We start from the raw sequence: 26,046 nt of genomic DNA on the forward strand, positions 1-26,046 counted from the left end.
GCGAGATGAGAGCCGCTGGCCCTCGGCGGCCGGCGCGGGGCAGGATGCGACCATGGCGAGGACGGTGGGAGCTCCGGGAGCGGGCGGCGAGGCGGCGGTACGGGAGCTGCGGGGGCTCGCCCACCGCTGGGTCGACGGCCAGTACGGCGACCCGGCCGAGCTGGTCGAGGCCGCCGTCCGCGCGCTGGTCGCGGGCGTCGACACGCCGTCACTGCCGCTGCTCGCCGGGCTGCTGCGGGCCGAACTGGACCAGGTCCCGGAGCTCTTCCACCGGGTGATGGACGAGCTCGGCTTCGGCTTCCGGCCGCCCGAGGACTACTGGCAGGGCCGCCTCGCGCTGGCCCGCTGGTACGCGGCCGAGGTGGTCGGCGGCTGGCTGGACCCCTGGGACGGCGCCGAGCTCGTCATCGAGAACGTCGCCGAAGCCTATGGCGAATGCGCGGAGTTGGCGCCCATGGTCGAGGCGGTGAGAGCCCTCCAGGACCCCGGCGGGCCGGGCCGCCCGGCCGACGCCCGCGACCATCTGACCCGGGCAGCCCGGGAGTTGCTGGCCCGGATCCCGTCCTGACGGGCCGCTACGGCTGGTCGTGCCAGGCGAAGGCCGAGATCCGCCAGCCCTCCGGGGTGCGGACGAACTGGAAGGTCTTGGTGCCGCTGCCCTCGTAGGGCTCGCCGTTCAGGAACCCGGACTTGCGGTACTCGCCGATGCGGCAGGCGATGCCCTCGGCGATGTCGGTGTGCTCGCCGGTCTCCCACTCGTGGAACTCGGTCAACCGGCCGTCGGAGAGCAGCAGTTCGCGCGGCGCGACGAACTCCTCGACGGTGTAGGCCAGGTAGGTCGGGGAGGTCACCACGATGACGCCGCCGGGGAGCATCAGGCGGCGGAGCCGGGCGACGTCGGCCGGGCGGCCGTCGCGGTTGTCGAAGGCGGCGAAGAACTCGGCGGTCAGGCGGTCGAGTTCGGCTTTCACGGTGGAGTGCGACATGGGCCGAACAGTAACATTGCACTGGCGGGCGAGGGGCGACAGCAGGCGGGCGGGCCCGTCGACGACGGGCCCGCCCGGACGGTCAGTCAGCTACGCAGTCAGTGCCGGTGACCCCGGCGGCGCCACCACAGCAGCGCTCCGCCGGCCAGCAGGGTCGCACCGGCCGCGGCCCCGGCCGGGACGGCGAGGTCGGCACCGGTGTCCGGCAGGTGGCCGTGGCCGCCGCCCTCACCGCCGTGGCCGCCCTGGTGGCCGCCGCCGTGGCCGGGGGAGTGCTCCGGCTTGCTGTGCGACGGGCACGGGCCGTTGGTCGGGCACGGGCTCGGCGTCGGCGTGGGGGTCGGTGTCGGGCTGGGCGTGGGGGTCGGGCTCGGGCACGGGCTGTTCGACGGCGTGGGCGTGGGGGTCGGCGTCGGCGTGGGGCTGTGCGACGGGCACGGCTTGTGCGTCGGACACGGCTTGTGCGGGGGGCACGGGGGCGGGGTCGGACACGGGCTGTGCGTCGGGGTGGGGGTGGGCGTCGGAGTCGGGGTCGGCGTGGGCGTGGGAGTGGGTGTCGGGCTCGGGCTCGGGGTGGGGCTCGGGGTGGGCGTCGGAGACGGCGTCGGAGACGGGCTCGGCGTGGGAGACGGCGTCGGCGTCGGGCTGGGTGTCGGTCCGACGATGGTCGTCTCGGTGCTGCAGTTGCAGGTCGCCGCGCAGGTCCCGGCGGGGCCGGGGGTGGCGGTGTTGCGCAGCACGTGGTTGCCGCCGTTGGTGACGGTGACGCTGTAGGTGACGGTGGTGCTGGCGCCGGCCGCGAGGGGGCCGGACCAGGAGAGCGTGGTGCCGGTCAGCGTCGCGCCGTTGCTGGCGTCGTTGTTGTAGGTGGCGTCGTCCAGGACGTCGGACAGGTCGTCGGTGAACGAGGCGGGGTTGGCGGTGGTGAAGTCGGTGCCGCCGGTGTTGGTGACGGTGACCGTGTAGCTGACCCGGTCACCGGGGGCCGCCGTGTCGGTGGAGGCGGCCTTGGAGACGGTGAAGGCCGCGATAGGCGTCGTGGTGGTGCAGGCCGCGTCCGAAGTGCAGTGCCCGTACGGGGCGTTGGGGGCGGCGACGTTGGTCAGCGTGGCGTCCGGCGGGACGTCCGGGTGGACGGTGACGGAGTACGTCACGGTGGTGCTGGCGCCGACCGGCAGGTTCAGGTCCCAGGAGAGCGAGCTGCCGTCGAGGGTGCCGCCGCTGCTGGCGTCGTTGTTGTAGGCGGCGTTGTCCAGGAAACCTGACAGGTCGTCGGTGAGGTGCACCGGCGGCGCCGAGCCGGGGCCGACGCCGAACGGGACGGCGCCGGTGTTGGTGACGGTCAGTGCGTAGGTGACCGTCCCGCCGGGGCCGACCGCGGGCGGCGCGGCGGTCTTGCTCAGCGCGTACTCGGCGACGGGGGTGACCCGTTCGCACACGTCGGCGCAGGTGCCGGTGCCGGTGCCGTTGGGGACGGCGGCGTTGCGCAGCACGTGGTCGCCGCTGCCGGGGCTGTTCACCACCACCGTGTAGCCGACGGTGTGGGTGCCGCCGACGGGCAGCGGGCCGGACCAGGCGATGCTGTCGTCGACGACCCGGGCCCCGCCGGTGAGGGAGGCCGGGTCGATCGTCGCGTCGTCCAGCACGTCGGACAGGTTGTCGTAGAACGAGGCGGGGCCGTCGTCGGTGTAGGCGACGGTCCCGGTGTTGGCGACGGTCACCGTGTAGGTGACCCGGTCGCCGGGGGCGGCGAAGTCCGGGCTCTGCACCGAGGCGGTCTTGGAGATGCTGAACGACGGCGTCGGGGTGCCGGCCGGGCACGCGGTGGAGGTAGAGCTGTTGTCGGTGAGGTTCGGGTCGGCCTCGTTGCCCAGCACCTCGGCGGTGTTGGTGATGCCGTCGGTCGCGCAGTCGGTGCCCGCGACGGCCGGCGCGGTGCCGGTCACCGTGATCGTGGCGCTCTGCCCGGGGTTCAGCGCCGCGCCGCCGCACTGCAGCACGTTGTGCCCGTTGTCGTCCGGGGCGATCGCGCAACCCTCGGTGCTGGTGGCCGGGTTGGAGAGGCTGTCCGGCAGGGTGTCCCGGACGACGAAGCCGGAGGAGACGCCGGGGCCGTTGTTGGTCACCGTGAGGGTGTAGGTCACGGTGTCGTTCGGGTTCCAGGTGGCGGGCCCGGCCTTGCTGATCGCCAGGTCGGTGATCTCGCCCGGGTAGGACGCGCCGTCGTTCTGGGTGTTCGCCGGGCCCTTGGTGCTGGAGACGATCACCGCGGACGGGGTGTCCGAGGCGGGGTTGAGCAGCTGCAACTGGTAGACGGTGCCGGTGACGTTGTTGGAGATGCCGATGTTGCCGTTGCCGTACACCCACTGCGCGCCGTACGGGTTGGCGGGCAGCTTCGGCGCGGCCACCGAGAGGACCGCGCCGGTGTTCGGGTCGATCCGGTAGAGCCGGTCGCCCTCGCCGTACACGCCCCACAGGTAGCCCTGCAGCCAGACGAAGTCGGAGAGGTTCGGCACCTGGGCGGACAGCGTGATCGCGGTGGTGGTGTGGTTGACCACGTCGACCGCGTACAGGTGGTTGTCCGCGGTGGCGAGCCGGACGTACAGCAGGTCCCGGGTCGGGCCCTCGCCGAACGCGCCCTGGTTGTAGTTGTACTGACTGGACGGCAGGCCTACCTGGCCGAAGTTGGTGGCCGCGCCGCCCTGGCCGACCCGCACCAGGCCGCCGTTGTCGTTGATCGCGTACAGGTAGTGGTCGGACAGGTGGAAGCCCATGGCGTTGTAGCCGAACGCGGCCGTGCCCTGCCGGACGAAGGTGATCTGGCCCGCGCCCTGCACCGCGTCGTACAGGGTGGTGGGCTCTCCGCGGGCCGGGCCCTGGGCCACGAACACCAGGCCGGGCCCGACCGGGAACGGGTCGCCCGCCGCCGCCCTGGCCGGTTGCGGCCCCACGGGTAGCGTGGCGGCGCCGAGCGCCCCCGCCACGATCAGTCCGACCCACCATCGACGCGCCATCGCGGCTGCCTTCCGTGAAATGTCCGGGAACGGACGGATCGTAAGCTGACGAATCGTCAGCGATCGGGCCTTCCGGCTGAACGGGGGCATGTCGCGGACCGGCGGCCCGACCTCGGGAAACCTGCTTGCGGGCACCGCGCACGGACGTGAGAATCCCGTCGCATGAGCTCTCTGATTCGCCACGTGACCATCGACAGCCTCGACCCCTACGCGCTCGGGTCCTTCTGGGCGGAGGCGCTCGGCCAGCCCCTGCACGACGACGACCACCCGGGAGACCCGGAGGCGCTGATCGAGGGCGCCGGCCTGCTGTTCGTGACCGTCCCGGAGGCGAAGACCGGCAAGAACCGCCTGCACTTCGACCTCCAGCCGCAGGACCGCACCCGCGACGAGGAGGTCACCCGGCTGCTCGGCATCGGCGCGGTGCTGGTCGACGACCGGCGCCGGGAGGACGGCACCGGCTGGGTCGTGCTCGCCGACATCGAGGGGAACGAGTTCTGCGTCGAGCGCAGCAAGGCCGAGCGCGAGGCCTGAGCGTCCCCGCGCCGGGTCTCCCCGGGCCGGCCCGAATCCTTTTCGGCCGCCGCCCCCTCTTACGGGCACACACCGGCGGACGGCCGCCGGAACGGAACAGCTCGGAGGAGACCCCCATGGTGCTCGCCCTTGCCCTCGGCGCCGGCGCGGTGCTGATCTGCACCTGCGCGTTCGTGCTCAAGTCGAAGCGGGGCAAGCGTGGTTGAGACGGCCTGGCCCGCCGAGGAGGTGATCGCCGCAGCCCGCTGCGGCGACCCGGACTCGATCGACGCGCTGGTGGCCGGCGCCCACCCCAAGGTGCGCCGGTTCGCCCACTCGCTGTGCGCCAGCCCCGAGGACGCGGAGGACGCGGCACAGGAGGCGCTGATCATCCTCTACCGGCGGATCGGCATGCTCCGGGCCACCGGAGCGCTCGCCTCCTGGATGTTCCGGATCGTCCGCAACGAGTGCCTGCGGCGGATCCGCACCGCGCCCGCCGTGCCGCAGACCCCGGCCGAACCGGCCGACTCCGCCGAACAGGAGGCGCTGCGCCGGCTCGACGCCGAACGGGTCGCCGCGGCGATCGCGGCGCTGCCCGCCGACCAGCGGCGGGTGCTGATCATGCGCGACCTGCAGGGGTACGGCGGCCGGGCGGTCGCGGAGGCGCTCGGCCTGAGCACCGCCGCGATGAAGTCCCGGCTGCACCGGGCCCGGGCCGCCGTCCGGGCCGAACTCGAAGGCCCCCGGTGAGCGGACAAGGGGACTTCGCCAGCGCCACCCTGACGCGCCATCTGCTGCGCGGCGCCCTCGGCTTCGGCGGGATCGCCGCCGCCTTCGCCCTGTGGCCGGTGACCGGCCCGGTCTCCCTGCTGCTGGCCCCGCTCGGGCTGGTCGCGCTGCGCGGCTGCCCGATGTGCTGGGCGATCGGGCTGGCGCAGACCCTCTCCCGGGGCCGGCTGCGGCGCGAGTGCCACGACGGGCAGTGCAGGCTCGAACGGGCCTGAACCCGGGAGTCGACGGGGGAGGGACGGTGGTGGGGCGACGGGTGTGATCCGAGCGGCCCGGCTCCTGGACAGGTGGAGCCGGGCCCATCATCGGACGGGCCCATCATCGGAGCGGATCGGCCGGGCGGGGGAACGGCCGCCGGTTCTGCACCGTCCGCCCCGGCCGGTCGACCAGACTCGTCCCGTCGAACGCCCCCGAGCGGCGGAGGAGCCAGCCGTCATGAGCCCAGCCGCCGCGCACCTCCCCGCCCCCGCGCACCTCCCCGTCCCCGGCCAACTCCCGTCCGCGGGGCCGCTGTCCGAGCTGCTCGCCCGCACGCCCGCCCCGCCGCCGCACCCGCACGTCGACGCGCTGCGCGCCGAACTCACCCACTGGCTGGCCGGCACCGGCGTCCTGGACGCGGCCGGCACCGCGCGGTTCCTCGACCGGGGCCACCTCGAACTCGCCGCCCGCTGCTGGGGCGACGTCCCCGCCGGGCCCGGGCTGCGGACCGCCGCCAAGTGGCTGGTGCTGACCCGGATCCTCGACGAGCACGTCGACGACCGGTGGACCGGCGACCCGACCGGCGCCGCCCGGCACACCATCGGCGCGCTGCACTCGCTGTTCACCGGCGGCGCCTCCGCCTCCGCCTCCGCCTCCGCCGCCGCGCCGGGCGAAGGGCCGCGCTGGTGCGGGCGTTCGAGGAGCTCCGCCGGGAAGCCGCGGCGCTCACCGGACCCGACTGGCAGGCCCGCCACGACGCCGACTTCCGCAGCCACCTGGACAGTTCGCTCGCGCAGCTGAGCGCCGACGGCACCGTCCCGACCGTCCCGCAGTACCTGACCCACCGGGAGCCCGACGGCGCGGCGCGCTGCGCGGCCGACTGGGTCGAACTCGCCCACGGCCTCGACCTGCCCGACCACCTGCACCGCCACCCGCAGCTCACCGACCTGCTGACGCGCTTTCAGCACCTGGTCCGCTGGACCGGCGACCTCGGCGCCGGCCGGACCGCGACCGCCGCCCCCGGCCGCACCCTGCCGCGCGCCCTGGAGGTCCACCGCGGCCTGCCGCCGCACAGCGCCGCCGCCCGGGTCGCCGAACTGTGCGCCGCCGAACTCACCGTGCTGGAGTTCCTCGCCGACGGCATCGCCCGCGGCTCCCACTGGCCCACGTCCGTCCGCCGGCACGCCCGCGGCCTGGTCCGCCACGCGCACGCGCTGATCCACTGGACGGCGGCCCGCTGACCGGCCGTCAGCCCGCCTCGTCGAGCAGCAGCGCGAGCACGCCGACCAGCGTCGCGCCGCTGACCACCTCGCGGCGGGCCACCAGGCCGCGCAGCTCCGCCAGCGGGACCCACGCGATCCGGTCGGACTCGTTCTGCTCGACCGGCGGACCGGTGAACTCCACCGGCTCGGCGCGGAACACGAAGTGCTCGGCGTCGGTGATGCCCGCGGCCGGCTGCGCGTAGATCAGCGGGCGGACGTCCGACACCCGCCAGCCGGTCTCCTCCAGCGCCTCCCGGGCCGCCGCGGCCGCCGGGTCCTCGCCCGCCTCGACCAGGCCCATCGGCAGCTCCCACGCCCAGGTGTCGGTGATGAACCGGTGCCGCCACAGCATCAGCACCTCGCGGCGGTCGTTCACCACCGCCGCCACCGCGAGCCGGCGCAGCTTCACCACGTGGTGCTCGAACCGCTGCCCGTCCGGCAGTTCGACGTCCGCGACCCACACGTTCAGCCACGGGTCCTCGTACACCGGACGCTCGCCGTGCACCGTCCACCGCATCCCGGCACCCCCTTCCGCCCCGGACGCTACCGCAGCGGGGCGCCGGGCGGCGGCCGGAACCGAACGGTCCCCGCCGGACGTCCTGATCAGGGCGAGCACGACGGGGTTGGCCCTCGTGGCGCAGGGCAGGAGAGCGGCATGGGCATTGTCAGTTGGATCATCCTCGGGCTCCTCGCCGGAGCCATCGCGAAACTGCTGCTTCCCGGCAAGGACCCGGGCGGCATCGTCATCACCACGCTGATCGGCATCGCCGGTTCGTTCATCGGCGGGTGGCTGTCCTCGAAGATCCTGCACAAGTCCATCAACGTGCACTTCTTCGACCTGCCGACCTGGATCTCCGCGATCGCCGGCGCACTCGCGCTGCTGATCGTCTATCGCCTGCTGTTCGGCAGGTCGCGCGACTGACCCACCGTCGAACCGATGCCCCGGCCCGGAAGGCCGGGGCATCTCCCGTTCCGGCTCACAGCGCGGGCAGCGGCTCCCGCGCGGCCGACCAGCCGGCCGGGACGCCCGCGAGGCCGGTGCGGGCGGCGACCACGCCCGCGGCGATCGCGCACGTGGTGTCCATGTCGCCCCAGCCGGTGAGGGTCTGCCAGAGCGCCTCGGCGAGGTCGTCCGGGTGCCCGGCGGCGGACCAGAGCGCGAACGGGACGGTGTCCTGCGCCGAGACCCCGAACCCCGAACCGAGCACCACCGAGGCGTGCCGGACGCTCGTGCCCGGCGGGAGCGCGGCCGCGATCCGCAGCCCGGACCGGACCTCGGACTCCGGCAGCAGCCCGGCCACCTCCCGCAGGAACTCCGCCCGCGGCGTCGCCGCCCCGCCCCGCGAGCGGACGGCCAGCGCCGCCGCCAGCGCCACCGCGCACGCCCCGGCCGCCGCCTCCGGGTGCGCGTGCGTCGCCGTCGCCGAACGGGCCGCCTGCTCGGCGACCACCGCCAGGTCGTCCGCGAACCACGCGCCCAGCGGCGCGACCCGCATCGCCGCGCCGTTGCCGTGCGAGCCCTGCCCGTCGAACAGCGCCCGGGTGACGGCGAGATGGTCCTCGCCCGCGTGCACCGCACGCATCACCCGGTGCATCGACGGCCCGTACTTGCGGTGCGGCGCCACCGCGTACTCGGCGGCGAACTCCCGCGCCAGCGCGGCCGGTTCGACCTCGCCCCGGTCGCGCAGGTGACGCACCAGGACGAGGCTCATCGCGGTGTCGTCCGTCCAGTGCCACGGCCCCGGCCGGACCAGCCGGGCCGCGACGTCCGCCGAGGCCTCGTCCACCGGTGGGTGGAACCAGCGATCTCCGAAGGCATCGCCGAGGGCGAGGCCGTTCAGGCTGTCGAGGGCGGGCGGCGGAACGGGGAACACGGTGACTCCTCGGGGACGGGTGGATGCCGACGATTCTGGCGAGCCGGCGGGCGGTCCGTCGAACCGATTTCGGGTCGGCCGGCGGGCGTCCGCCGACGCGACTCCGGGACTGGTGCCAAAGGCTGATTCGGCGTCATCCCCCGGACGGGGTTCGCTCGATCGTGGGCGATTCGCGGTGCCGATTCGCCCTCGCGGGTTCAAGGTGAAGACGGACGCGCTCGGAAGTCCGCGTCCCGACCGCCGTGCCGGGCCCGGGGCCCGTGCCCGAACCAGGACCGGATCCGGCGGGTCGAGCGGACAGGCCACCTCGCAGGGAGCCGAACGGATCTCATAGGCTCGGCTCTCGGTCCCTGCCAACGTGCTTGCCCGCACCGAGGAACGGAGACCGACGTCCCCGGACCCCGGGCCGAGCCGGGGTCGCGGACCGAGCGAGGAGGACACCGTGTTGCCCAGCCCCAGGTCGCACCGGACGCCACGACCGAGCCCGAGGTCGCAGCAGATTCCCGCGACGCCCGTACCGGCGATACCTCCCAGTGATCCGCGCCCCACCGGGGGTGCGCAGTGAGTCCCCATACCGTGGCCCCCGAGCCGCAACCCGCCCCTCCCGCAGCCCCGACCGGAACCGGCGAACCAACCGCCGCCGCACCGCCGTTGGCCACCGCAACCCCGCCGTTGGCCACCGCCGCACCGGCCTTCGCCACCGCCGCGCTGCCGGGCCTGCCCCGCACCCTGACCAGTCGGGCCCGCACCCTCACCGCCGCCGTCCGCAAGCGCTGCGCGGACCTCGCCCGGACCGAGACCCCGTCCGGCGACGCCACCCGGCTGAACACCCTCGCCGAAGACATCGCCGCCGGCTACACCGCCACCGGCGCCACCGCGACCCGCGAGCGCTGCGAGCACGGCGACCACCTGGTGCTCAACTGGCCCGGCCGGCACGAGGACCTGCCGCACCTGCTGGTGGTCGGCCACCACGACACCGTCTGGCCGGTCGGCACCCTCGCCGACTGGCCCGTCGAGGAGCAGGACGGGCGCCTCACCGGCCCCGGCATCCTCGACATGAAGGGCGGACTCGCCCTGCTGGAAGGCGCGTTCGCGCTCCTCGCCGACCTCGGCCAACGCCCGCACCGACCGGTGCGGATGGTCGTGGTCTCCGACGAGGAGGTCGGCAGCCCCGACGGCCGCCGCCTCGTCGAACAGCACCTGCGCGGCGCGGCCGCCGTCCTCGGACTCGAACCCGCCCACCCCGACGGCCGTTTGAAGACCGCCCGCCGCGGCTCCACCCGGGTCCGGCTCACCGTCACCGGACGCGAGGCGCACGCCGGGAACGACGCCGCGCAGGGGGTCTCCGCGATCGACGAACTCGTCGACCAGCTGATTGCCGTCCGCGACCTCGGCGGACAGCCCGGCACCGAGCTCAACGCCGGACGCATCGACGGCGGCACCCGCGCGAACGTCGTCGCGGGACGCGCCGAAGCCGAGATCGGGCTGCGCTTCTCCACCACCGAAGCCCAGCGCCGCACCCTCGACACGCTCGCCCACCTGACCGCGAACCGGCCCGGCGCGAACGTCCGCACCGAGGTGCTGTCCTCCCGGCCGGCCTGGCCCGAACGCACCGCGAACCCGCTGCTGCGGCACGTCCGCTCGCTCGCCGCGGCGCTCGGCCAGGTCGTCGACGGCGCGCCCGCGGGCGGGGCGGGGGACACCAACCTCGCCGGCGCCAGGGGCCTGCCGACCCTGGACGGCCTCGGCGCGGTGGGCGGCGGGCCGCACGCCCGCCACGAGCACCTGCTGATCGACCAGTTGGGACCGCGGATCGCCCTGCTGGCGGCGCTGCTGGCGGTGCCGCTGCCCCGACTGCGCTGATCCGGGGAGCGCGACCGGGGGCGCGGGAGCCGCGCGACGCGGAAGGCAGCCGACCGCGGGATCGCGACGCAGGGCAGCGGCTCGCACGTGACCGCGGCCCTGCGGACCGGTGCACGGCCGGTCGCGCAGTTCCCCGCGCCCCCGGTCGTGCGCTCATCGCACGTTCTTGTCTTCGGCCCCCTCCTGTGTACAGAATGGAACCGACCGAACGGTCAGTCGGGAGGTGGGTGGTGGAGGCGAGCGCGGAAGCGCAGTCGCGGTTCGAGGCGGTGGTCGCCAACGAACAGCGCGTGGAGCCCCGGGACTGGATGCCGGACGCGTACCGGGCGACGCTGGTGCGGCAGATCGCGCAGCATGCCCACTCGGAGATCATCGGGATGCAGCCGGAGGGCAACTGGCTGACCCGGGCGCCGTCCTTGCGGCGCAAGGCGATCCTGCTGGCGAAGGCCCAGGACGAGGCCGGGCACGGGCTGTACCTGTACGCGGCGGCGGAGACCCTCGGGGTGGACCGGGCCGAGCTGACCGAGAAGCTGATCGACGGGCGGCAGAAGTACTCGTCGATCTTCAACTATCCGACGCTGACGTTCGCCGACGTCGGCGTGATCGGCTGGCTGGTGGACGGCGCGGCGATCTGCAACCAGGTGCCGCTGTGCCGGTGCAGCTACGGGCCGTACGCGCGGGCGATGGTGCGGATCTGCAAGGAGGAGTCCTTCCACCAGCGGCAGGGCTACGAGCTGCTGATGACGCTGATGGCCGGCACCGAGGGCCAGCGCCGGATGGTGCAGGACGCGGTGGACCGCTGGTGGTGGCCGTCGCTGATGATGTTCGGCCCGCCGGACGGCGCCTCGCCGAACAGCGAGCGGTCGATGGCCTGGCGGATCAAGCGGCACAGCAACGACGAACTGCGCCAGCGCTTCGTGGACATGACGGTCCCGCAGGCCGAGATCCTCGGCGTGACGCTGCCGGACCCGGCGCTCGCGTGGAACGAGGAGCGCGGCAGCTGGGACTTCGGCGAGCCGGACTGGTCCGAGCTGATGCAGGTGATCAAGGGCCAGGGGCCGTGCAACGCGCAGCGGATCGACCGGCGGCGCGCGGCCCACGAGGACGGCGCCTGGGTGCGCGAGGCGGCGTCGGCGTACGCGGCCAAGCACGGGCGGAAGGGGAGTGCGCAATGAGCGGGGAACGGGCGTCCTGGCCGCTGTACGAGGTGTTCGTGCGGCCCCGGCGCGGGCTGAACCACGTGCACGTCGGGTCGCTGCACGCGGCCGACGACCGGATGGCGCTGCTCGCCGCCCGGGACCTGTACACCCGGCGCAACGAGGGGGTGAGCCTGTGGGTGGTCCGCTCGGACGCGATCACCGCGTCCAGCCCGGACGAGCAGGACCCGTTCTTCGCGCCGAGCGGGGACAAGGTGTACCGGCACCCGACGTTCTATCCGATCCCCGAGGACGTTCCGCACATCTGACGCTCCGTCACTCATTCAGCAGGGAAGGCGACATGACCGACGACCACGTGTACCTCTCACTGGCCGACGCGGCGGGTGAGCCGGACGGCGAGGCCCGCTGGGCCTACGGCACGGGGTTCGCCGATCCGCTGCTGGGCGTGGACGCCGCGCCGCCGGAGGGCGTCGACCCGGCGGACCTCGCGGCGTACTGCCTGATGCTGGGCGACGACGCGCTGGTGCTGTCCCAGCGGCTGATCCAGTGGATCACCCGGGCGCCGGAGCTGGAGGAGGAGGTGGCGCTCGCCAACCTCGGCCTCGACCTGCTCGGGCAGGCCCGCCGGCTGCTCACCCGGGCCGGCCAGCTCGACGGCACCGGCCGCAGCGAGGACGAACTCGCCTACTGGCGCGAGGACTTCGAGTACCGGAACGTGCGCCTGGTGGAGCTGGAGAACGGCGACTTCGCGCAGTGCGTGGCCCGGCTGCTGATGTTCGCCACCGCCCGCGGGGAGCTGTACCGGCGGCTGACCGGCCACGCCGACCCGGTGCTGGCCGCCGTCGCGGCGCTCGGCGTCAAGGAGCTGGCGTACCACCGGGAGTACGCGCACTCCTGGACGGTGCGGCTCGGCGACGGCACGGAGCACTCGCGGCAGCGGATGCAGGCCGCCGTGGACGCCCTGTGGCCGTGGCTGGACGAGCTGTTCACCCCGCACGAGGCCGAACTGCGGCTCGGCGTCGACCCGTCGGAGCTGCGGGACACCGTCCTCGCGGGCCTGGCCGAGGTGTTGGACGAGGCCACGCTGAGCGTTCCGGAGGCCGCGCCGCGGGCGTACGTGAACGGCCGCGCCGGGCGGCACGGCGTGCACACCGAGGCGCTCGGCCCGCTGCTCGCGGAGCTGCAGGTGGTGGCCCGGGCGCACCCGGGGGCGACGTGGTGAGCACCGTCGAGCGGGCCAGGGAGGTCGCGGCCGCCGTGCCCGACCCCGAACTGCCCATGCTCACCCTGGCCGACCTCGGCATCCTCGCGGACGTCGAGGAGCAGGACGGGACGGTCACCGCCTGGATCACGCCCACCTACTCCGGCTGCCCGGCGGTCGCCGAGATGGCCGGCGACGTGGCCCGGCGGCTGCGCGCGGCCGGGTTCGACCAGGTCGAGGTGCGGCTGCGGATCGACCCGCCGTGGTCCAGCGACCGGATCAGCGCGGAGGGCCGCCGCAAGCTCGCCGAGGCGGGCATCGCCCCGCCCGCCCCCGGCGCCCGGCCGCCGGCGGACTGCTCGCGTTGGGCCCGACCCGGCTGGCCGTGCACTGCCCGCAGTGCGGCTCCGCCGACACCGAGGAGCTCTCCCGGTTCGGCTCCACCGCCTGCAAGTCGCTGTGGCGGTGCCGCAGTTGCCGTGAACCCTTCGACCGGATCAAGGAGATCTGATGGCCGCCCGCCGCCCGCGGTTCCACCCACTGCCGATCGGCAACCTGGAACGGCTCTGCGAGGACGCCGTCGCGGTGACCTTCGAGGTACCGCCCGCGCTGGCCGAGGAGTTCGCCTTCCGGCCCGGGCAGACCCTGACGCTGCGCCGGATCGTCGACGGCGTGGACGAGCGCCGCTCGTACTCGCTGTGCTCGCCGGTCGGCGGGCCGCTGCGGATCGCCGTCCGCGAGGTGCCCGGCGGGCTGTTCTCGCACTGGCTGGTCGGCGAGGCCGCGGTCGGCGAGACGGTCGACGTGCTGCCGCCCGGCGGCGCGTTCACCGCCGACCCGGCCGAACCCGGCGAGCACGTGCTGATCGCGGCCGGCTCCGGCATCACCCCGATGCTGTCCATCGCCGGCTCCGTGCTGGCCGGCCACCCCGACTCGCGGGTCACCCTGCTGTACGGCAACCGGCGCAGCGACACGGTGATGTTCGCCGACGAGCTGGCCGACCTGAAGGACCGTCACCTGGGCCGCTTCCAGCTGGTCCACGTGCTGTCCCGGGAGAGCCGGGACGCCGAACTGCTCAGCGGCCGGCTCGACCCCGACCGGGTCAAGGCGCTGCTGGAGGCGCTGGTCGACGTCCCCGAGGTCGACCACTGGTGGCTGTGCGGGCCGCTGGGCCTGGTGGCCGGCGCGAAGGAGCTGCTGGCCGAACTCGGCGTCCCCGCCGGGCGGGTGCACCAGGAGCTGTTCCACGCCGAGGACGAGATCGCCGAGGAACGGCACCCGGAGCCCGCCCCCGACGCCGCCGCCAGCGAGGTCACGCTCGTGCTGGACGGCCGCTCCAGCACGCTGGCCCTGCCGCGCGACCGGTCCATCCTGGACGGCGCCCAACGGGCCCGCCCCGACCTGCCGTTCGCCTGCAAGGGCGGCGTCTGCGGCACCTGCCGGGCGCTGCTGTGCGAGGGCAAGGTCGAGATGCGCCGCAACTTCGCGCTGGAGGAGTCGGAGCTCGCCGCCGGCTACGTCCTCACCTGCCAGGCCCGCCCGGTCTCGGACCAGGTCACCGTGGACTACGACCGGTGACCGCCGTCAGACGGCCGCCGGTTCGGGCCGCCGCTCGCGGAGCAGGCGGACGACCTCGTTGACCGCCGCGCGGCCGGCCCGGTTGGCGCCGACGGTGGACGCCGACGGGCCGTAGCCGAGCAAGTGGATGCGCGGGTCGTCGGCGACCCGGGTGCCCGCCATCCGGATGCCGCCGCCGGGGCCGCGCAGGCCGAGCGGCGCCAGGTGCGTCAGCTCGGCCCGGAAGCCCGTCGCCCAGATGATCGCGTCCACCGCCGACTCCTGGTCGCCCCAGGCGACTCCGTGCTCGGTCAGCCGGTCGAACATCGGGCGGCGGTTCAGCACGCCCAGCTCCTCGGCGCGGCGGTAGGCGACGCTCGGGCCGAGGCCGGTCACCGAGACGACGCTGCGCACCGGCAGCCCGGCCCGCACCCGCTCCTCCACCTTGGCGACCACCTCGCGCCCGAACTCCGGGGTGAACGGCCCCTGATGGACCACCGGCGGGGTGCGCGTCACCCACACCGTCGCGGCGACCGCGCCGAGCTCGGACAGCACCTGGATCGCCGACGCCCCGCCGCCGACCACCAGCACGCGCTGCCCGGCGAACTCCTCCGGGCCGCGGTAGTCCGCGTAGTGCAGCTGACGGCCCGTGAAGTGCCCCGGGTAGCGCGGCAGGAAGGGCCGCGTCCAGGTGCCGGTGGCGTTCAGCAGGGCCCGGGTGATCCAGGTGCCGGAGTCGGTCTCCACCCGCAGCCGCCCGTCCGGCCGGTCGCGCACCGCCAGCACCTTCACCGGCCGCACCACCGGCAGCGCGTGCCGGGCCTCGTAGGCCGCGAAGTAGCCGGGCACCGCGACCCGCGCCGGGGTGGCCGGGTCGGTGGCCGGGAGGTCGAAGTCCGGCAGGTCGTGGAAGCCGTGCACGGTGGCCATGGTGAGGGAGGGGGAGCGGTGCGCCCAGGCGCCGCCCGGGGCGTCGTCCGCGTCCAGCACCACGAAGCCGGTGTACGGGGCGAAGCCGCGCCGGTGCAGGTGGTAGGCGGCGGACAGGCCGGCCTGGCCCGCGCCGATCACCAGCGCGTCGACCTCGCGCGCCGGGTCGGGCGCGGTCTGCGCCGCGGGCGTCGGGCCGGGGCCGTCGATGGTTGCACCGTGAACAGTCACGCCCGTGAAACATCGCCCCGCGGCCGGGTGTTCCCGGGCAGCAGGCGCAGGGCCGCGGCCACCAGCGCCTCGGGGCCGCCGGGGCGCAGCCCCAGGAACAGCCGGGGCTCGGTCAGCTCCAGCTCGATCAGGACGGGCGAGCCGTCCGGCAGGCGCACCAGGTCGACCCGGGCGTAGAGCAGCTCCGCGCACTGCGGGATCGCCGCCAGCACCCGCTCGGCGAGCGCGAGCTGGTCGGCGTCGGGCTCGCGGGCGACGTCCTCGAAGCCGCCGCCGAGCATCGGGCCGCGGCGCACCGCGTGGCTGAACTCCCCGTCCAGGTACAGCAGCGAGGTCTCGCCCTCGTCCTCCACCATCGGCAGGTACGGCTGCACCATCGCGGTGCGGCCGGCCGCGGTGAGCGCGGCGACGTGGGCGAGCGCCTCGGCGCGGTCGGCGGTGCGCACGGTGTCCCGGGCGCCGGAGGAGACGGTGGGCTTGACCACCAGCTCCGGCCAGTCGGCGCCGGAGAGTTCCTCGCCCGGGGCGACCCAGACGGTGGGCACGATCGGCACCCCGGCCTCGGCCAGCTCGCGCAGGTAGGTCTTGTCGGTGTTGCGCTCCAGCACCGGCACCGGGTTGGCCAGCCGGGTCAGCGCGGCCGTCCGGCGGGCCCAGGCGAGGAAGGCGTCGCGGTGCAGGATGTAGTCCCAGACGCTGCGGATCAGCACCAGCTGGTAGCCGCTCCAGTCGACCGAGGGGTCGTCCCAGAGCACCGCCTCGGCGCTCACCCCGGCCCGGGCGAAGGCGGCCAGCACGGGGAGCATCTCCACGTCCTCCACGCCCCGGCAGGTGGCATACGCGACCCGGGGGCCGGGCGTCGGGAGAACGGGGTGCAGAGGGGTGCTCACGGGTGCTCCTGGCAGTACGCGGGACGGTCCGCGAGAGAGGCTTCTACGCACCCGTGAGCAGTGTCAACCGGAATTACCGACTGTCGGACAATCTGATCGTGTCGTGGTCGAAGCGGTGCTCAGTCGCGCTCAGTCGAGCGGAGCGATGACCGCCGCGGTGCCGTACGCGCACACCTCGGTGCCCACGTCGGCGGCCTCCGTCACGTCGAAGCGCATCATCAGCACCGCGTTGCCGCCGCGCGCCCTGGTCTGCTCGACCAACCGCTCCATCGCCTGGTTCCGGGTCTCGACGAGCGTCTTCGTCAAACCCTTCAACTCGCCGCCCATCAGCGACTTCAGGCCCGCGCCGATCTGCGAGCCGATGTGGCGCGAACGCACCGTCAGACCGAAGACCTCGCCGATCACCCGCTCGACCTTGTGGCCCGGCACGTCGTTGGTGGTGACGACCAGCACACCGCCGGCCGGGTCCTGCCCGCCACCGAAATCGTTCAGTTCACTCATGGCTCCACCTTCTGCCACCGTTCGGCCCGAACACCGGCACGGCACGCCGGGAAATCGCTTTCCGCCCTGCCCCGGCCGGCCCCTCCGGCAGCCGGATTCCGAGAGCTGCTGGACGCCGGACCCCGGGTTTGTCAACCTTGTCGCATGGGCGAGCGAAACGATCATCCACAGGGCCCCGACGCGGCGGAGGACTCCGGCGCGCAGGAGATCGAGGCCACGGTGGTGCTGGGCATCCGGATCACCGACTGGCCGGCACTGCGGGCCGCCGCACGCGCGGCCGTCGAAGACCTGGACTTCGCCGGGATCGACCCCGAGGGCCAGCGCGGCCAACTGCTGCGCGAAGTCTCCGAAGACCCCAACGCCGCCCTCGGCGCGCTGCTCCACCCCGACCGGCTGGTCGCCGCCATCCCCGGCATCGAAGCCCTCGGCGGCACCCTGGAGATCAGCGTCACCGACGACTTCGCCCCCGACTTCGCCGCACTCTTCCCGCTCGACGACGACAGCGACACCGGCGACTGGACCCTCACCCCGCGCACCGCCTGCCTGCTGCACACCCAGCTGATCAGCCTCTCCGACGCCGCCTACGAAGACCTCGACGAACACGGCGACGACCCCGTCACCGTCGCCGACGAGGGCGACTGGTCGGTCTTCGGCCGCCTCCAGCAGCGCACCTGGAACCTGCACCGCGGCTGGCGGCGCGCCTTCGCCCGGGCCTTCGACGACCTCGCCGACGACCTCGCCCTCGGCGAATGGCCGCTGCCCCGCAGCCTCGCCGAGGACGTCGCGCTGCGCCTCGCGCTGGCCGACGCCCGCGCCCTGCTCGGCTCCCAACCCGAGTCGGTGGCCGACATGATGGGCGACCTGCCCGCCGACCTGTACGACTACGACTGGGACGGCTGCGCGGACGAACTCTTCGGCGTCTACGGCCCCGAGGAGACCGAGGACGACCTCGACGCCGGGCGGCGGATCGACCGGCTGCTCGCCGCCACCCACCCCGAGGGCTGGTTCCTCGGCTACGAGGACGCCGAGGAACGCGACCCCGAGCGGGGCTACCGGCGCTGAACTGGCATGCTGGGTGGGTGAGCTCACCCACCGACGCGCCGAACGAGACCTCCACGCCGGCCCCCGCTCCCGCCGCCCGCCGGCGGTCGGCGGCGGCGCCGAGGAGCGGGACACCCACGACCAGTACGTGCTGCCGCTGGTGGTCCGCCTGGAGCGGACCGACCCGCCCGGCCGGACGGACGCCCTGGAGACCTCGGCCCGGGCCGTGCTCACCCTGCTCTCCGACCCGCGGGTCACCGCCCCGACGGCGCGTGGGCGGAGCGCGTCAAGGCCTGGGAGGACGCCCGGATCCGCAAGGTCGTCCGGCGCGCCCGCGGCGGCGAGTGGCGCAAGGCCGGCGAACTGCCCGGCATCACCGTCACCGGGGAGAGCGCCGAAGTCCGGGTGTTCCCGCCGATCCCGCTGGACGGCTGGCCCAAGGAGCTCGCCAAGCTCCAGGTCTCCGGCACCGAACTCGACGACCCGGCCCCGCCCGGCCCCGCACCCGAGGGCGTCCCCGTGCTCTGGCTCAACCCCGAACTGGAGATGAGCGCCGGCAAGACCATGGCGCAGACCGGCCACGCCGCGCAGCTCGCCTGGTGGGAGCTGGACGACGCGCAGCGCAAGGAGTGGGCGGAGAGCGGTTTCCGACTGGCCGTCAGGAAGGCCTCCGCCGCCGACTGGCCCGCCCTCACCGACGGCCGTTTCCCGGTCGTCCGCGACGCCGGCTTCACCGAGATCGCCCCCGGCAGCTGCACCGTCGCGGTCGAGGGCGGAACCCACTACTGCCCCACCCCGCGCCTCCCGCGCCCCTGACCGCGCCGGGCCGACCCGGCCGGCCGCAGGGAGCGTCAACTGCCCGGCGCGGGAGGCGCGGTGAGGCGGTGCGCGGCGGGGGAGGGGGTCAGGGCCAGAGCCGGCCGCGCGTCCAGCCGTCGCCGTGGCGCTCGTAGCGCAGGCGGGTGTGCTTGCGCTGCTTGTCGGCCTGCCAGAACTCGACCCGCTCGGCCCGCACGGTGTACAGCGTCCACTCGGGCACGACGAGACCGGGCTCGCGGGTGACCCGGTCGAGCGCCTGCTCGGTGGCCAGGTCGAGTTCGCGGCGGTCGTCCAGCGGGCTGCTCTGCCGTCCGGCCACCGCCTCGGCGCGCGACCCCGGCGAGCGGGCCAGGAAGTCCGCCGCGCTGTTCTCCGCCGACTCCGGCTCCACGGGGCCGGTGACCCGGATCTGCCGGGCCTGCTGCGGCCAGTAGAACGACAGTGCCGCGACGGGGTTCTCGGCCAGCTCGCGGCCCTTCGGGCTGGAGCTGTTCGCCGCGAACTGCCAGCCGCCGCTGTCGACGTTCTTCAGCAGCAGCGCCCGCGAGGACGGCACGCCGTCGGCGCCCGCGGTCGAGAGGACCATCGCGTGCGGCTCCCGGACCCCGGCCTCGACGGCCTCCGTCAGCCAGTCGACGAACAGCGTCTCGGGCCGCTCCGGAGCGCTGTCCGGCTCGAACACCGGCAGCTCGCCGGCGAATACCGGGAGGCTGCGCAGGTACTGCCTGATATCCGTCATGAACGATCCTCTCCCACCCAGTCCGGCGCATGTCCGACCATTTCGATCACGCGGGACAAAAGGCTCTGTGAGCTGTCGTGGCGCCCCGGTCGAAGCTAAGGTGACTACGTCGGCGCGCGCGGCTCAGACTAGCAAACCGGCCGATCCCCACTGCCGTCTGACGACGGGTCAGGGAATCGGCGCCCCTCGTCCCGGCCGGGCCCGCCGCCCCATTTGGCACCGCTCGTCCGGCAATGAGGATCGGGGATGAAGATGGCCCATGCGCGCGTGACGGTTTCCGAGGGGGAATCCGCCGAGCAGACCCGGTGGACCGGTGGGAGGGCCGAGGCGCCGGACCTTTCCGTCATCAAAATCGGCGGAAGCCTGGTGTCGCAGAAAGACCGGGCGGGGCACCTCGATCTCGACCTGGTGGACCGGTACGCCCGGCTGATGGCCGAACTGTGGACGACGGCGCCGGGAAAAGTGGTGCTCGTCGTCGGCGGCGGGGCGATCGGGCACGGGGCCGTGCGGGAATTGGACCCGGGGGACCGGTTCGCCGCACTCGGCCTCACCCGGGCCACGTTCACCGTCAAATGGGCGTGGGTGGAGGCCCTGTCCCGGCACGGGGTCCCGGGCTTTCCGGTGCAGGTGGGAGGCCTGTGCGTGCTGCGGGACGACCGGCCGGCGGCGCAGCTCGGAGCGGTGGAGGAATTGCTGCGGACCGGCTGCCTCCCGGTGCTTTCCGGCGACTGCGTGATGACGCCGGAGGGGCGGCTGGAGGTGTTCGGCAGCGACCGCGTGCCCGAGATATTCCTCGGCGCGGAACGGACGTTCCGGAGAATCCGGGTGGCCGTCCTCACCGACGTTCCCGGAGTGCTCCGGGACGGCCCCGGCGGAAACCGGACCATTCCCTTCATCGACGCCGACGACCCGGAGGGCGCCCGCACGCACATCTGGGCGGCCGCCGCCCACGACACCAGCGGGGCGATGGCGGGCAAGGTGGCTTCGCTCCAGGAACTCGCCCGTTCCGGCGCGGAATGCGTCATCCTGCGCGGCGCCCCCGACATGGCGGGCCTGGACTTTCTGGTGCAGCCGATGTCGGCCTGGTCGGAGGGAATTCCGCGGACGCTGATCGCACGCCGATAGCCGCCGCCCGGCGGCCCGGCCGCGGAAACTCAACGCCGGGCGGCCCGGTCGCGGTTTCCGGGCGGCCGGGACGCCCGGCGTTCGTGCTTCTCCAGCAACTCGGCGTGGTATTCGAGAACGCGGCGGAATTCCGGCAGCCGGGAGAGGTCGCGGAGCTCGCCCGGATCCTCCTCGCGGTCGAACAGCAGCGGGTCGAGCGCCGGGAAGTGGACGTAGCTGTGCCGCGCCGTCCGGACGACCGTGAGGCGGCACTCCTCGGGGCGCAGCCCCAGCTCCCGCTCCGGCCGGCCCGTCGACCCGTCCCGGAAGTCGAACTCCTGGACGGCGGCCGGGCGCGAGCCCGCAGCGCCGGCGCCCGGCGGGAGCAGCGGCGACCCGTGGCCGTGCGGCAGCTGCGGGACGCCGGCCCAGTCGAGCACGGTGGCGGTGACGTCGACGGACTCGGTGGGGCCGGTCACCACGGACCCGCCCGGGCGGCCGGGGTGACGGACGATCAGCGGGATCCGGTAGGCGGTCTCCCGGAAGCCGCCGGTGCCGAGGCTCCAGTGGTCGCCCAGGGTGTCGCCGTGGTCGGCGGTGAAGACCACCAAGGTGTCCCGCTCACGGCCGAGTTCGCGCAGCGCGGACATCAACCGGCCGACGTGGTGGTCGAGTTCGGCGACCAGCCCGAGGTACGTGGCGCGGTGCCGGGCGACCGCCTCGTCGGTCAGGTCCGCGGCCGCGGTGTCGAGGCAGTCGCGGCCGAGCCAGTACCGCAGGAACGGGTGGCGCTCCGCCTCGGCCGCCGCGCTCACCAGCCGGTGCGGGGACGCCATCAGCGACGGGTCGTAAGCGGCGTGGTACGGCGCGGGCGCCACCCACGGCGGATGCGGGCGCAGGAAGGTCGCGACGATGCACCAGGGTTCGTCCTGGCGCTCCGTCATGCACGCGATGGTGCGGTCGGCGACGAACGCGGTGTCGCTGAGCCGGGCCGGGTAGCGGGCCAGGTTCCGGGTGCCGGGGGCCGGCCGGAGGATGTCCACGGGGTTCGCGGGGACGGGCCGGCCGTTCGCCGCGAGGTGGCCGAGCCACTCGGCGAGCCCCGCGTCGCTCAGGTTGAACCTGGTGTGCCAGGAGAAGCCGTCCGGGACGGTCTCCCGGCCGTCCTGCGGCGCGACGGTGTCCGTGTAGCCGACCACGTGGCAGCCGGTGCCGGCCTCGGTGAGGTGCGCGGCGATCGTGGGCGTGCCGGCGGCGACCGGCGTGCGGTTGTCGAGCATGCCGTGCGCCGACTGGTACCGGCCGGTCAGCAGCGAGGCCCGGGCCGGCCCGCACGGGGCGCACACCGAGTAGTGCCGGTCGAAGCGGGTGCCCTGCCGCGCCAGCGCGTCCAACTCCGGTGTCCGGGCGAGCGGATGGCCGTAGCAGCCGAGCACGTCGGCGCGGAGCTGGTCGGCGACGACGAGCAGGACGTTCCGGCGGCCCGCCCCGCCCGGGCCGGACGGCGCGGGCCCCGGTCAGCGGTAGGCACGGGCCTGCATGCCGAAGAGCTCGGCGTAGAGGCCCTGTTCGGCCATGAGTTCCTGGTGGCTGCCCGAGGCGACGACGCTCCCGCCGTCGAGGACCAGGATCAGGTCGGCGATCCGCACCGTCGAGAACCGGTGGGAGGTGAAGAGGGTGACCGCCCCGACCGTGCGCGCCGCGGCGTCCGAGGAGGCCACCAGGCTCTCGAAGAGCCGGTGCTCCGCCGACGGGTCGAGTGCGGAGGCGGGCTCGTCCAGGGCGAGGAGCAGCGGACGGCCGCGCATGCCGGCCCGGGCGAGCCCGAGCTTCTGCCACTGGCCGCCGGAGAGTTCGGCCCCGTCCCCGTAGGCCCGGCCGAGCAGGCCGTCGAGTCCGCCGGGGACCTTCGCGACCAGGTCCTCCGCCTGCGCGCCCGCCAGGGCGGCCCGGACCTCGGCGTCCGAGCCGAGCGCGGGGACGTGCCCGATGCCCACGTTCTCGCGGAGCAGCAGTTCGAGGCGCGCGAAGTCCTGGAACAGCATCGCGACCCGGTCCTGCCAGGAGCGGCCGCGCAGCGAACGGAGGTCGACCCCGTCGACCAGGATGCGGCCCGAGGACGGCTCGTACAGCCCGCAGAGCAGCTTGACCAGGGTGCTCTTGCCGGCGCCGTTCTCGCCCACGAGGGCCACGGAGCTGCCCGCCGGAATGTCCACGGTGACGTCGCGGAGGACCAGCCGGTCGGTGCCCGGGTACCCGAAGCTCACGTTCTCCAGCCTGATGCCGGAGCGCAGCCGGGCCGGGGCGTCCTGCGGGTCCCCGACCGGCTCCGGGTCGGGGCGGACCCGGTCGCGGAGGCTGCCGATGCGCTCGACCGCGAGGCCGGCGCCCTGAAGGGTGCTCAACAGGCCGAGCCCAGCGGCGACCTGGACGCTCACCTGCACCGCCAGCGCGATCACCAGCACCACCGAGCCGACGTTCACCTGACCGTCGACGGCCCGCCGGACGACCAGGACGAGCGCACCGCCGTACGCGGCGGCGAACACCGCCTGCCCCGCGGCCCGGGCGGCGGCCGCGGTCAGCTGGGCCCGGCCCAGCCGCCGGGCCGAGGCGTCCCACTCGGCGCGCTGACGGCCGATCAGCCGCTCCTCGATGCCGAAGAGCTTGATCTCCTTGGCCGAGCTGCCGGTGGTGGCGAGTTCGAGCAGGTGGCGGCTGAGCTGGGTGGCGGACGCGGAGGCGGTCTTCGCCCGGTCGACGAGGCGCTGCGAGGCGTTGCTGATCAGCACCGGCGGGAACCCGGCCAGCGGCAGCAGGACCAGCCACGGGTCGACCGTGGCGAGCACGACCGTGGTGATCAGCACCTGGACGAGCAGGCCGGTGAGTTGCAGCACCGCCTCGACGGCGAGCCGCATCCTCCCCAGCTCCTCGCGCACCAGGGTCATGGTCTCCGCGAACCCCGCGCTGTCGAAGTGCTCGATGCCGCGGGTGCCGTTGCAGATCCGGACGAGTTCGGCGTGCAGGGCCTCCTCCTCGATCTCGCCGAGCTCGAAGTAGGTGAGGTGGGCGAAGTGGCCCATCAGCAGCTCGAAGATCAGCAGGACGGCGGTCGCCAGGCCGTACAGGCGTGCCGCGCCGGTCTCGCCGCCCAGGGCCGCGTTGGTGAAGTCCCTGAGCGCGAGGGCCGTCAGCGGCGTCGCCAGGTAGCCGACCATGACCAGGGCGAAGGCCTTGAGCAGCCGGGCGCGGTCGGTCCGCCAGGAGAGCCGCACCAGGAAGGAGACGGCGTGGAGGAAGGCTTTCACTGCACCGGTTCCATTTCTCCGCCGTCGGCGAATCGCTCCGCTTGGAGGTGGAAGAGCTCCGCGTACCGGCCGCCCTGCTCGACCAGCTCGTCGTGGGTGCCGCGTTCGACGACCCGGCCGCCCTCGACGACCACGATCCGGTCGGCCTTGCGGACGGTGGAGAACCGGTGCGAGATGATGACGCTGGTCAGCCCCCGGGTGGTCTCCAGGAAGCGGTCGAAGAACTCGACCTCGGCGCGGACGTCCAGTTGGGCGGTGGGCTCGTCCAGGACGAGCACCGACGCGCCGGCGGCGACCGCGCAGAAGGCGCGGGCGAGCGCGATGCGCTGCCACTGGCCGCCGGAGAGGTCGGTCCCGCCGGGGTAGCGCCGGGACAGCACCGTGCCCGCGCCGTCGGGAGGCCCGCGAGGACCGGGCCGGCGCCGGCCCGCTCCGCCGCCGCGGCCACCACCGCGTCGCCGGGGGGCGCGGACGCGCCGAGGGCGATGTTCTCACCCGCCGTCAGTTCGTAGCGGTTGTAGTCCTGGAAGATGACGGCCAGCTGCCGCTGCCAGACCCGCGGGTCGATGCCGGTCAGCTCCGCGCCGTCCACGGTGATATGGCCCGCGGTGGGGTCGTACAGCCGGGCCAGGAGTTTCAGCAGGGTGGTCTTGCCCGCGCCGTTGAGGCCGACGATCGCCGTCGACCGCCCGGCGGCCAGGTCGAGGTCGAGGCCGCGCAGGATCTCCGGCCCGTCCTCGTGGTAGCGGAAGCGCACGCCCCGGAAGGAGATCGCCGTCCGGGGGGCCGGGACGGGAGCCTGCCCGCCGCCGGAACCGGCACGGGTGCCCGCGGCGTGGCGGGCCGTCTCCTCGAACCGCCGCAGCGCCGTGTACGACTGCATGCCGACCTGGGTCTGCACGTCGCTCTCCGGGAAGTACACGCCGAAGCGCATCAGGATGGCGACCGCCTGCAGGGCCACCACGAAGGCGAGCACGCTCAGCCCGTGGCCCCCGGCGTCCCCCAGCAGGGTCAGGACGGTGCCCCCGCCGGCCAGGCCGACCGCCGCCAGCGCGACGAACGGCCAGAACATCAGCCGGCGCCGGCCCTCCCACAGCGGGGTGAGGTACGCCATGGTCTCCTTCCGCTGCCGGTCGAGCAGCCACGGCAGGAGCCCGAGGATCCGCACCTCCTTGGCCAGGCCCGCACCCAGGCCGAGGCCCCTGACGTACCCCATCGCGCGGCGCTCGCCGCTCAGACCCGTGAACAGGACGTTGAAACGGCCCAGCGAGCCGCGCTGGCCGAAGCGGACGACGAGCGCCGTCGCGGCGATCAGCACGCCCGCGAGCGGCGACAGCATGACGGCCACCAGGACGGCGGCGCTGACCAGTTGGGTGTACCGGGCGACCAGGGCCACCACCCCGGCGACCGCGTCGCCGGGCGTCGGCATGCTGCGCTCGAACGCGGTGCGGGCGTCGCTCAGCAGCTCCAGCGCGGCGCGGTCCTCCAGCGCACCCACCGGGGCCTCGCACAGCGCGGCCGACATGAGCCGCCGGACGCAGTACCCGTCCACCCGCCGCGAGACGATCTCGCCCACGGCCGTCTGGAACGGCACCAGCGCCTGGTGCAGCAGGAAGGCGCCGACGGCGACCGCCAGCGCCGGCCCGACGGCGGACCAGGGCGAGCCGGACCCGGCCGGATCCGCGGCGACGTGGTCGAGCAGCACGCTCATCGCGAGGACGAAGCCGCTGGGCAGCGCCCCGAGCGCCAGGTTGAGGACGACCCCGAGGAGCAGCAGGCCGCGGCCCGCGGCGGGGGCGAGGCGCAGGATCGCCGTCCACCGCCGGGCCCGGCCGCGGAACCCGCGCCAGGCCCGGCGGGGGAGGGACACGGACTCGGTCATCAGGGGGTTCCCTCCACCAGCAGTTCCGCCCGGGCGAATTCGAGCCCCAGCGGATCGGCGCCGACCACCCGGATCCCGCGGAAGGTCGGCGGCGCGCCGGCGTCGCCGGCGTGGTCGACGGCCACCGCCCGCATGCCCGCGGCCGGGCCGCCCGCAGGCCCACCGGTGCGTCCTCGAAGACCAGGCAGTCCGC

The 26,046-nt window shown here is 74.4% G+C and carries 26 protein-coding genes and 4 pseudogenes; 16 read left to right on the forward strand and 14 right to left on the reverse strand.

Going from position 1 to position 26,046, the window contains the following annotated elements:
• The first annotated feature begins 52 nt into the window (after positions 1 to 52).
• Positions 53 to 568: a hypothetical protein gene (locus KCH_RS38005; RefSeq protein WP_063750199.1), complete on the forward strand. Its 516-nt coding sequence runs from the start codon at positions 53 to 55 to the stop codon at positions 566 to 568.
• 7 nt (positions 569 to 575) lie between these two features.
• Here KCH_RS38005 and KCH_RS29700 read toward each other — a convergent pair whose 3' ends face one another.
• Complete coding sequence (locus KCH_RS29700) at positions 576 to 986, reverse strand: DUF4440 domain-containing protein (RefSeq protein WP_035868045.1); 411 nt, start codon at positions 984 to 986, stop codon at positions 576 to 578.
• A 98-nt stretch (positions 987 to 1,084) separates the two neighbouring features.
• Complete coding sequence (locus tag KCH_RS45195; protein ID WP_051653590.1) at positions 1,085 to 4,000, reverse strand: DUF11 domain-containing protein; 2,916 nt, start codon at positions 3,998 to 4,000, stop codon at positions 1,085 to 1,087.
• A 162-nt stretch (positions 4,001 to 4,162) separates the two neighbouring features.
• On the opposite strand from KCH_RS45195, the gene KCH_RS29710 reads away from it, so the two are divergent.
• From KCH_RS29710 to KCH_RS41790, 5 genes are all read left to right on the forward strand, one after another.
• Positions 4,163 to 4,531: a VOC family protein gene (locus KCH_RS29710; RefSeq protein WP_035868047.1), complete on the forward strand. Its 369-nt coding sequence runs from the start codon at positions 4,163 to 4,165 to the stop codon at positions 4,529 to 4,531.
• Positions 4,532 to 4,729: 198 nt separating this feature from the next.
• Entirely contained in the window at positions 4,730 to 5,260 is a 531-nt protein-coding gene (locus tag KCH_RS29715) for an RNA polymerase sigma factor (protein WP_051653591.1), read from the forward strand.
• Entirely contained in the window at positions 5,257 to 5,514 is a 258-nt protein-coding gene (locus tag KCH_RS29720) for a hypothetical protein (protein WP_035868048.1), read from the forward strand. The genes KCH_RS29715 and KCH_RS29720 overlap by 4 nt, the downstream gene beginning before the upstream one ends.
• Before the next feature lie 220 nt (positions 5,515 to 5,734).
• The gene (locus KCH_RS38745) at positions 5,735 to 6,298 is read left to right on the forward strand and encodes a hypothetical protein (RefSeq protein WP_035868050.1); all 564 of its coding nucleotides are present in this window, start codon (positions 5,735 to 5,737) and stop codon (positions 6,296 to 6,298) included.
• Positions 6,184 to 6,738, forward strand: a complete 555-nt coding sequence (locus KCH_RS41790) for a terpene synthase family protein (RefSeq protein WP_051653592.1) — start codon at positions 6,184 to 6,186, stop codon at positions 6,736 to 6,738. Before KCH_RS38745 ends, KCH_RS41790 begins: the two co-directional genes overlap by 115 nt.
• A 7-nt stretch (positions 6,739 to 6,745) precedes the next feature.
• Here the strand turns inward: KCH_RS41790 and KCH_RS29730 are convergent, their stop codons facing one another.
• Complete coding sequence (locus tag KCH_RS29730) at positions 6,746 to 7,276, reverse strand: NUDIX domain-containing protein (RefSeq protein WP_035868053.1); 531 nt, start codon at positions 7,274 to 7,276, stop codon at positions 6,746 to 6,748.
• A gap of 138 nt (positions 7,277 to 7,414) precedes the next feature.
• On the opposite strand from KCH_RS29730, the gene KCH_RS29735 reads away from it, so the two are divergent.
• Positions 7,415 to 7,681, forward strand: coding sequence for a GlsB/YeaQ/YmgE family stress response membrane protein (locus KCH_RS29735; RefSeq protein WP_035868055.1), 267 nt, complete (start codon positions 7,415 to 7,417; stop codon positions 7,679 to 7,681).
• A 55-nt stretch (positions 7,682 to 7,736) separates the two neighbouring features.
• On the opposite strand, the gene KCH_RS29740 is transcribed toward KCH_RS29735, so the two are convergent.
• Positions 7,737 to 8,633, reverse strand: a complete 897-nt coding sequence (locus tag KCH_RS29740) for an ADP-ribosylglycohydrolase family protein (RefSeq protein ID WP_035868058.1) — start codon at positions 8,631 to 8,633, stop codon at positions 7,737 to 7,739.
• Between the two features lie 651 nt (positions 8,634 to 9,284).
• Here KCH_RS29740 and KCH_RS29745 point away from each other — a divergent pair.
• The 6 genes and pseudogenes from KCH_RS29745 (at position 9,285) to paaE (ending at position 14,432) form a co-directional block, all read left to right on the forward strand.
• Positions 9,285 to 10,496: a M20 family metallopeptidase gene (locus tag KCH_RS29745; protein WP_208866001.1), complete on the forward strand. Its 1,212-nt coding sequence runs from the start codon at positions 9,285 to 9,287 to the stop codon at positions 10,494 to 10,496.
• Between the two features lie 194 nt (positions 10,497 to 10,690).
• Entirely contained in the window at positions 10,691 to 11,671 is a 981-nt protein-coding gene (gene paaA, locus KCH_RS29750) for a 1,2-phenylacetyl-CoA epoxidase subunit PaaA (protein WP_063750200.1), read from the forward strand.
• Positions 11,668 to 11,961, forward strand: a complete 294-nt coding sequence (gene paaB / locus KCH_RS29755; RefSeq protein ID WP_033257582.1) for a 1,2-phenylacetyl-CoA epoxidase subunit PaaB — start codon at positions 11,668 to 11,670, stop codon at positions 11,959 to 11,961. The genes paaA and paaB overlap by 4 nt, the downstream gene beginning before the upstream one ends.
• A gap of 32 nt (positions 11,962 to 11,993) precedes the next feature.
• On the forward strand, positions 11,994 to 12,875 hold the full coding sequence (gene paaC, locus KCH_RS29760; RefSeq protein WP_035868060.1) for a 1,2-phenylacetyl-CoA epoxidase subunit PaaC: 882 nt from the start codon (positions 11,994 to 11,996) through the stop codon (positions 12,873 to 12,875).
• 56 nt (positions 12,876 to 12,931) lie between these two features.
• A pseudogene (paaD, locus tag KCH_RS29765) lies at positions 12,932 to 13,365 on the forward strand (1,2-phenylacetyl-CoA epoxidase subunit PaaD).
• Entirely contained in the window at positions 13,365 to 14,432 is a 1,068-nt protein-coding gene (gene paaE, locus KCH_RS29770) for a 1,2-phenylacetyl-CoA epoxidase subunit PaaE (protein WP_035868061.1), read from the forward strand. The pseudogene paaD and the gene paaE overlap by 1 nt, the downstream one beginning before the upstream one ends.
• A gap of 6 nt (positions 14,433 to 14,438) precedes the next feature.
• Here paaE and KCH_RS29775 read toward each other — a convergent pair whose 3' ends face one another.
• The 3 genes from KCH_RS29775 to KCH_RS29785 all read right to left on the reverse strand — a co-directional run bounded on the left by KCH_RS29775 (position 14,439) and on the right by KCH_RS29785 (position 16,963).
• On the reverse strand, positions 14,439 to 15,551 hold the full coding sequence (locus tag KCH_RS29775) for an NAD(P)-binding domain-containing protein (protein WP_051654067.1): 1,113 nt from the start codon (positions 15,549 to 15,551) through the stop codon (positions 14,439 to 14,441).
• 17 nt (positions 15,552 to 15,568) lie between these two features.
• Complete coding sequence (locus KCH_RS29780; RefSeq protein WP_051653593.1) at positions 15,569 to 16,462, reverse strand: ATP-grasp domain-containing protein; 894 nt, start codon at positions 16,460 to 16,462, stop codon at positions 15,569 to 15,571.
• A 129-nt stretch (positions 16,463 to 16,591) separates the two neighbouring features.
• Positions 16,592 to 16,963 (reverse strand): YbjQ family protein, encoded by a 372-nt coding sequence (locus tag KCH_RS29785; protein ID WP_035868063.1) that lies wholly within the window; start codon positions 16,961 to 16,963, stop codon positions 16,592 to 16,594.
• 144 nt (positions 16,964 to 17,107) lie between these two features.
• Here KCH_RS29785 and KCH_RS38020 point away from each other — a divergent pair, with 144 nt between their 5' ends.
• Together KCH_RS38020 and KCH_RS29795 are read left to right on the forward strand one after the other, a co-directional pair.
• Positions 17,108 to 18,025: a hypothetical protein gene (locus KCH_RS38020; protein WP_051653594.1), complete on the forward strand. Its 918-nt coding sequence runs from the start codon at positions 17,108 to 17,110 to the stop codon at positions 18,023 to 18,025.
• Positions 18,026 to 18,152: 127 nt separating this feature from the next.
• Positions 18,153 to 18,820 (forward strand): annotated as a pseudogene (locus KCH_RS29795) (peptidyl-tRNA hydrolase).
• Between the two features lie 88 nt (positions 18,821 to 18,908).
• Here KCH_RS29795 and KCH_RS29800 read toward each other — a convergent pair.
• Complete coding sequence (locus KCH_RS29800; RefSeq protein ID WP_051653595.1) at positions 18,909 to 19,562, reverse strand: pyridoxine/pyridoxamine 5'-phosphate oxidase; 654 nt, start codon at positions 19,560 to 19,562, stop codon at positions 18,909 to 18,911.
• A gap of 246 nt (positions 19,563 to 19,808) precedes the next feature.
• Here KCH_RS29800 and KCH_RS29810 point away from each other — a divergent pair, with 246 nt between their 5' ends.
• Entirely contained in the window at positions 19,809 to 20,687 is an 879-nt protein-coding gene (locus tag KCH_RS29810) for an amino acid kinase family protein (RefSeq protein WP_051653596.1), read from the forward strand.
• A 29-nt stretch (positions 20,688 to 20,716) separates the two neighbouring features.
• On the opposite strand, the gene KCH_RS29815 is transcribed toward KCH_RS29810, so the two are convergent.
• From KCH_RS29815 to KCH_RS46280, 6 genes and pseudogenes are all read right to left on the reverse strand, one after another.
• On the reverse strand, positions 20,717 to 22,135 hold the full coding sequence (locus KCH_RS29815; protein ID WP_084223994.1) for an alkaline phosphatase family protein: 1,419 nt from the start codon (positions 22,133 to 22,135) through the stop codon (positions 20,717 to 20,719).
• Positions 22,136 to 22,183: 48 nt separating this feature from the next.
• Positions 22,184 to 23,971 carry an ABC transporter ATP-binding protein gene (locus KCH_RS29820; RefSeq protein ID WP_035868072.1) on the reverse strand — a complete coding sequence of 596 codons (1,788 nt, stop codon included), beginning with the start codon at positions 23,969 to 23,971 and terminating at the stop codon, positions 22,184 to 22,186.
• Positions 23,968 to 24,249: an ABC transporter ATP-binding protein gene (locus tag KCH_RS41795; protein ID WP_208866101.1), complete on the reverse strand. Its 282-nt coding sequence runs from the start codon at positions 24,247 to 24,249 to the stop codon at positions 23,968 to 23,970. The genes KCH_RS29820 and KCH_RS41795 overlap by 4 nt, the downstream gene beginning before the upstream one ends.
• 18 nt (positions 24,250 to 24,267) lie before the next feature.
• A pseudogene (locus tag KCH_RS47420) lies at positions 24,268 to 24,351 on the reverse strand (hypothetical protein); the annotation flags it as partial.
• A gap of 140 nt (positions 24,352 to 24,491) precedes the next feature.
• Positions 24,492 to 25,853 (reverse strand): annotated as a pseudogene (locus KCH_RS46275) (ATP-binding cassette domain-containing protein); the annotation flags it as partial.
• Positions 25,853 to 25,978 (reverse strand): hypothetical protein, encoded by a 126-nt coding sequence (locus KCH_RS46280; protein WP_279635921.1) that lies wholly within the window; start codon positions 25,976 to 25,978, stop codon positions 25,853 to 25,855. The pseudogene KCH_RS46275 and the gene KCH_RS46280, both read right to left, overlap by 1 nt.
• Between the last annotated feature and the right edge of the window lie 68 nt (positions 25,979 to 26,046).

Origin of the sequence: Kitasatospora cheerisanensis KCTC 2395 (assembly GCF_000696185.1) — a bacterium.
GTDB lineage: Bacteria > Actinomycetota > Actinomycetes > Streptomycetales > Streptomycetaceae > Kitasatospora > Kitasatospora cheerisanensis.

What these genes read in the sequence shown, in the direction of transcription:
- KCH_RS38005 (WP_063750199.1), top strand. Translation starts at nt 53, where the DNA reads ATGGCGAGGACGGTGGGAGCTCCGGGAGCGGGCGGCGAGGCGGCGGTA.
- KCH_RS29700 (WP_035868045.1), bottom strand. Translation starts at nt 986, where the DNA reads ATGTCGCACTCCACCGTGAAAGCCGAACTCGACCGCCTGACCGCCGAG.
- KCH_RS45195 (WP_051653590.1), bottom strand. Translation starts at nt 4,000, where the DNA reads ATGGCGCGTCGATGGTGGGTCGGACTGATCGTGGCGGGGGCGCTCGGC.
- KCH_RS29710 (WP_035868047.1), top strand. Translation starts at nt 4,163, where the DNA reads ATGAGCTCTCTGATTCGCCACGTGACCATCGACAGCCTCGACCCCTAC.
- KCH_RS38745 (WP_035868050.1), top strand. Translation starts at nt 5,735, where the DNA reads ATGAGCCCAGCCGCCGCGCACCTCCCCGCCCCCGCGCACCTCCCCGTC.
- KCH_RS29730 (WP_035868053.1), bottom strand. Translation starts at nt 7,276, where the DNA reads ATGCGGTGGACGGTGCACGGCGAGCGTCCGGTGTACGAGGACCCGTGG.
- KCH_RS29735 (WP_035868055.1), top strand. Translation starts at nt 7,415, where the DNA reads ATGGGCATTGTCAGTTGGATCATCCTCGGGCTCCTCGCCGGAGCCATC.
- paaA (WP_063750200.1), top strand. Translation starts at nt 10,691, where the DNA reads ATGGAACCGACCGAACGGTCAGTCGGGAGGTGGGTGGTGGAGGCGAGC.
- paaB (WP_033257582.1), top strand. Translation starts at nt 11,668, where the DNA reads ATGAGCGGGGAACGGGCGTCCTGGCCGCTGTACGAGGTGTTCGTGCGG.
- paaC (WP_035868060.1), top strand. Translation starts at nt 11,994, where the DNA reads ATGACCGACGACCACGTGTACCTCTCACTGGCCGACGCGGCGGGTGAG.
- paaE (WP_035868061.1), top strand. Translation starts at nt 13,365, where the DNA reads ATGGCCGCCCGCCGCCCGCGGTTCCACCCACTGCCGATCGGCAACCTG.
- KCH_RS29785 (WP_035868063.1), bottom strand. Translation starts at nt 16,963, where the DNA reads ATGAGTGAACTGAACGATTTCGGTGGCGGGCAGGACCCGGCCGGCGGT.
- KCH_RS38020 (WP_051653594.1), top strand. Translation starts at nt 17,108, where the DNA reads ATGGGCGAGCGAAACGATCATCCACAGGGCCCCGACGCGGCGGAGGAC.
- KCH_RS29800 (WP_051653595.1), bottom strand. Translation starts at nt 19,562, where the DNA reads ATGACGGATATCAGGCAGTACCTGCGCAGCCTCCCGGTATTCGCCGGC.
- KCH_RS29810 (WP_051653596.1), top strand. Translation starts at nt 19,809, where the DNA reads ATGAAGATGGCCCATGCGCGCGTGACGGTTTCCGAGGGGGAATCCGCC.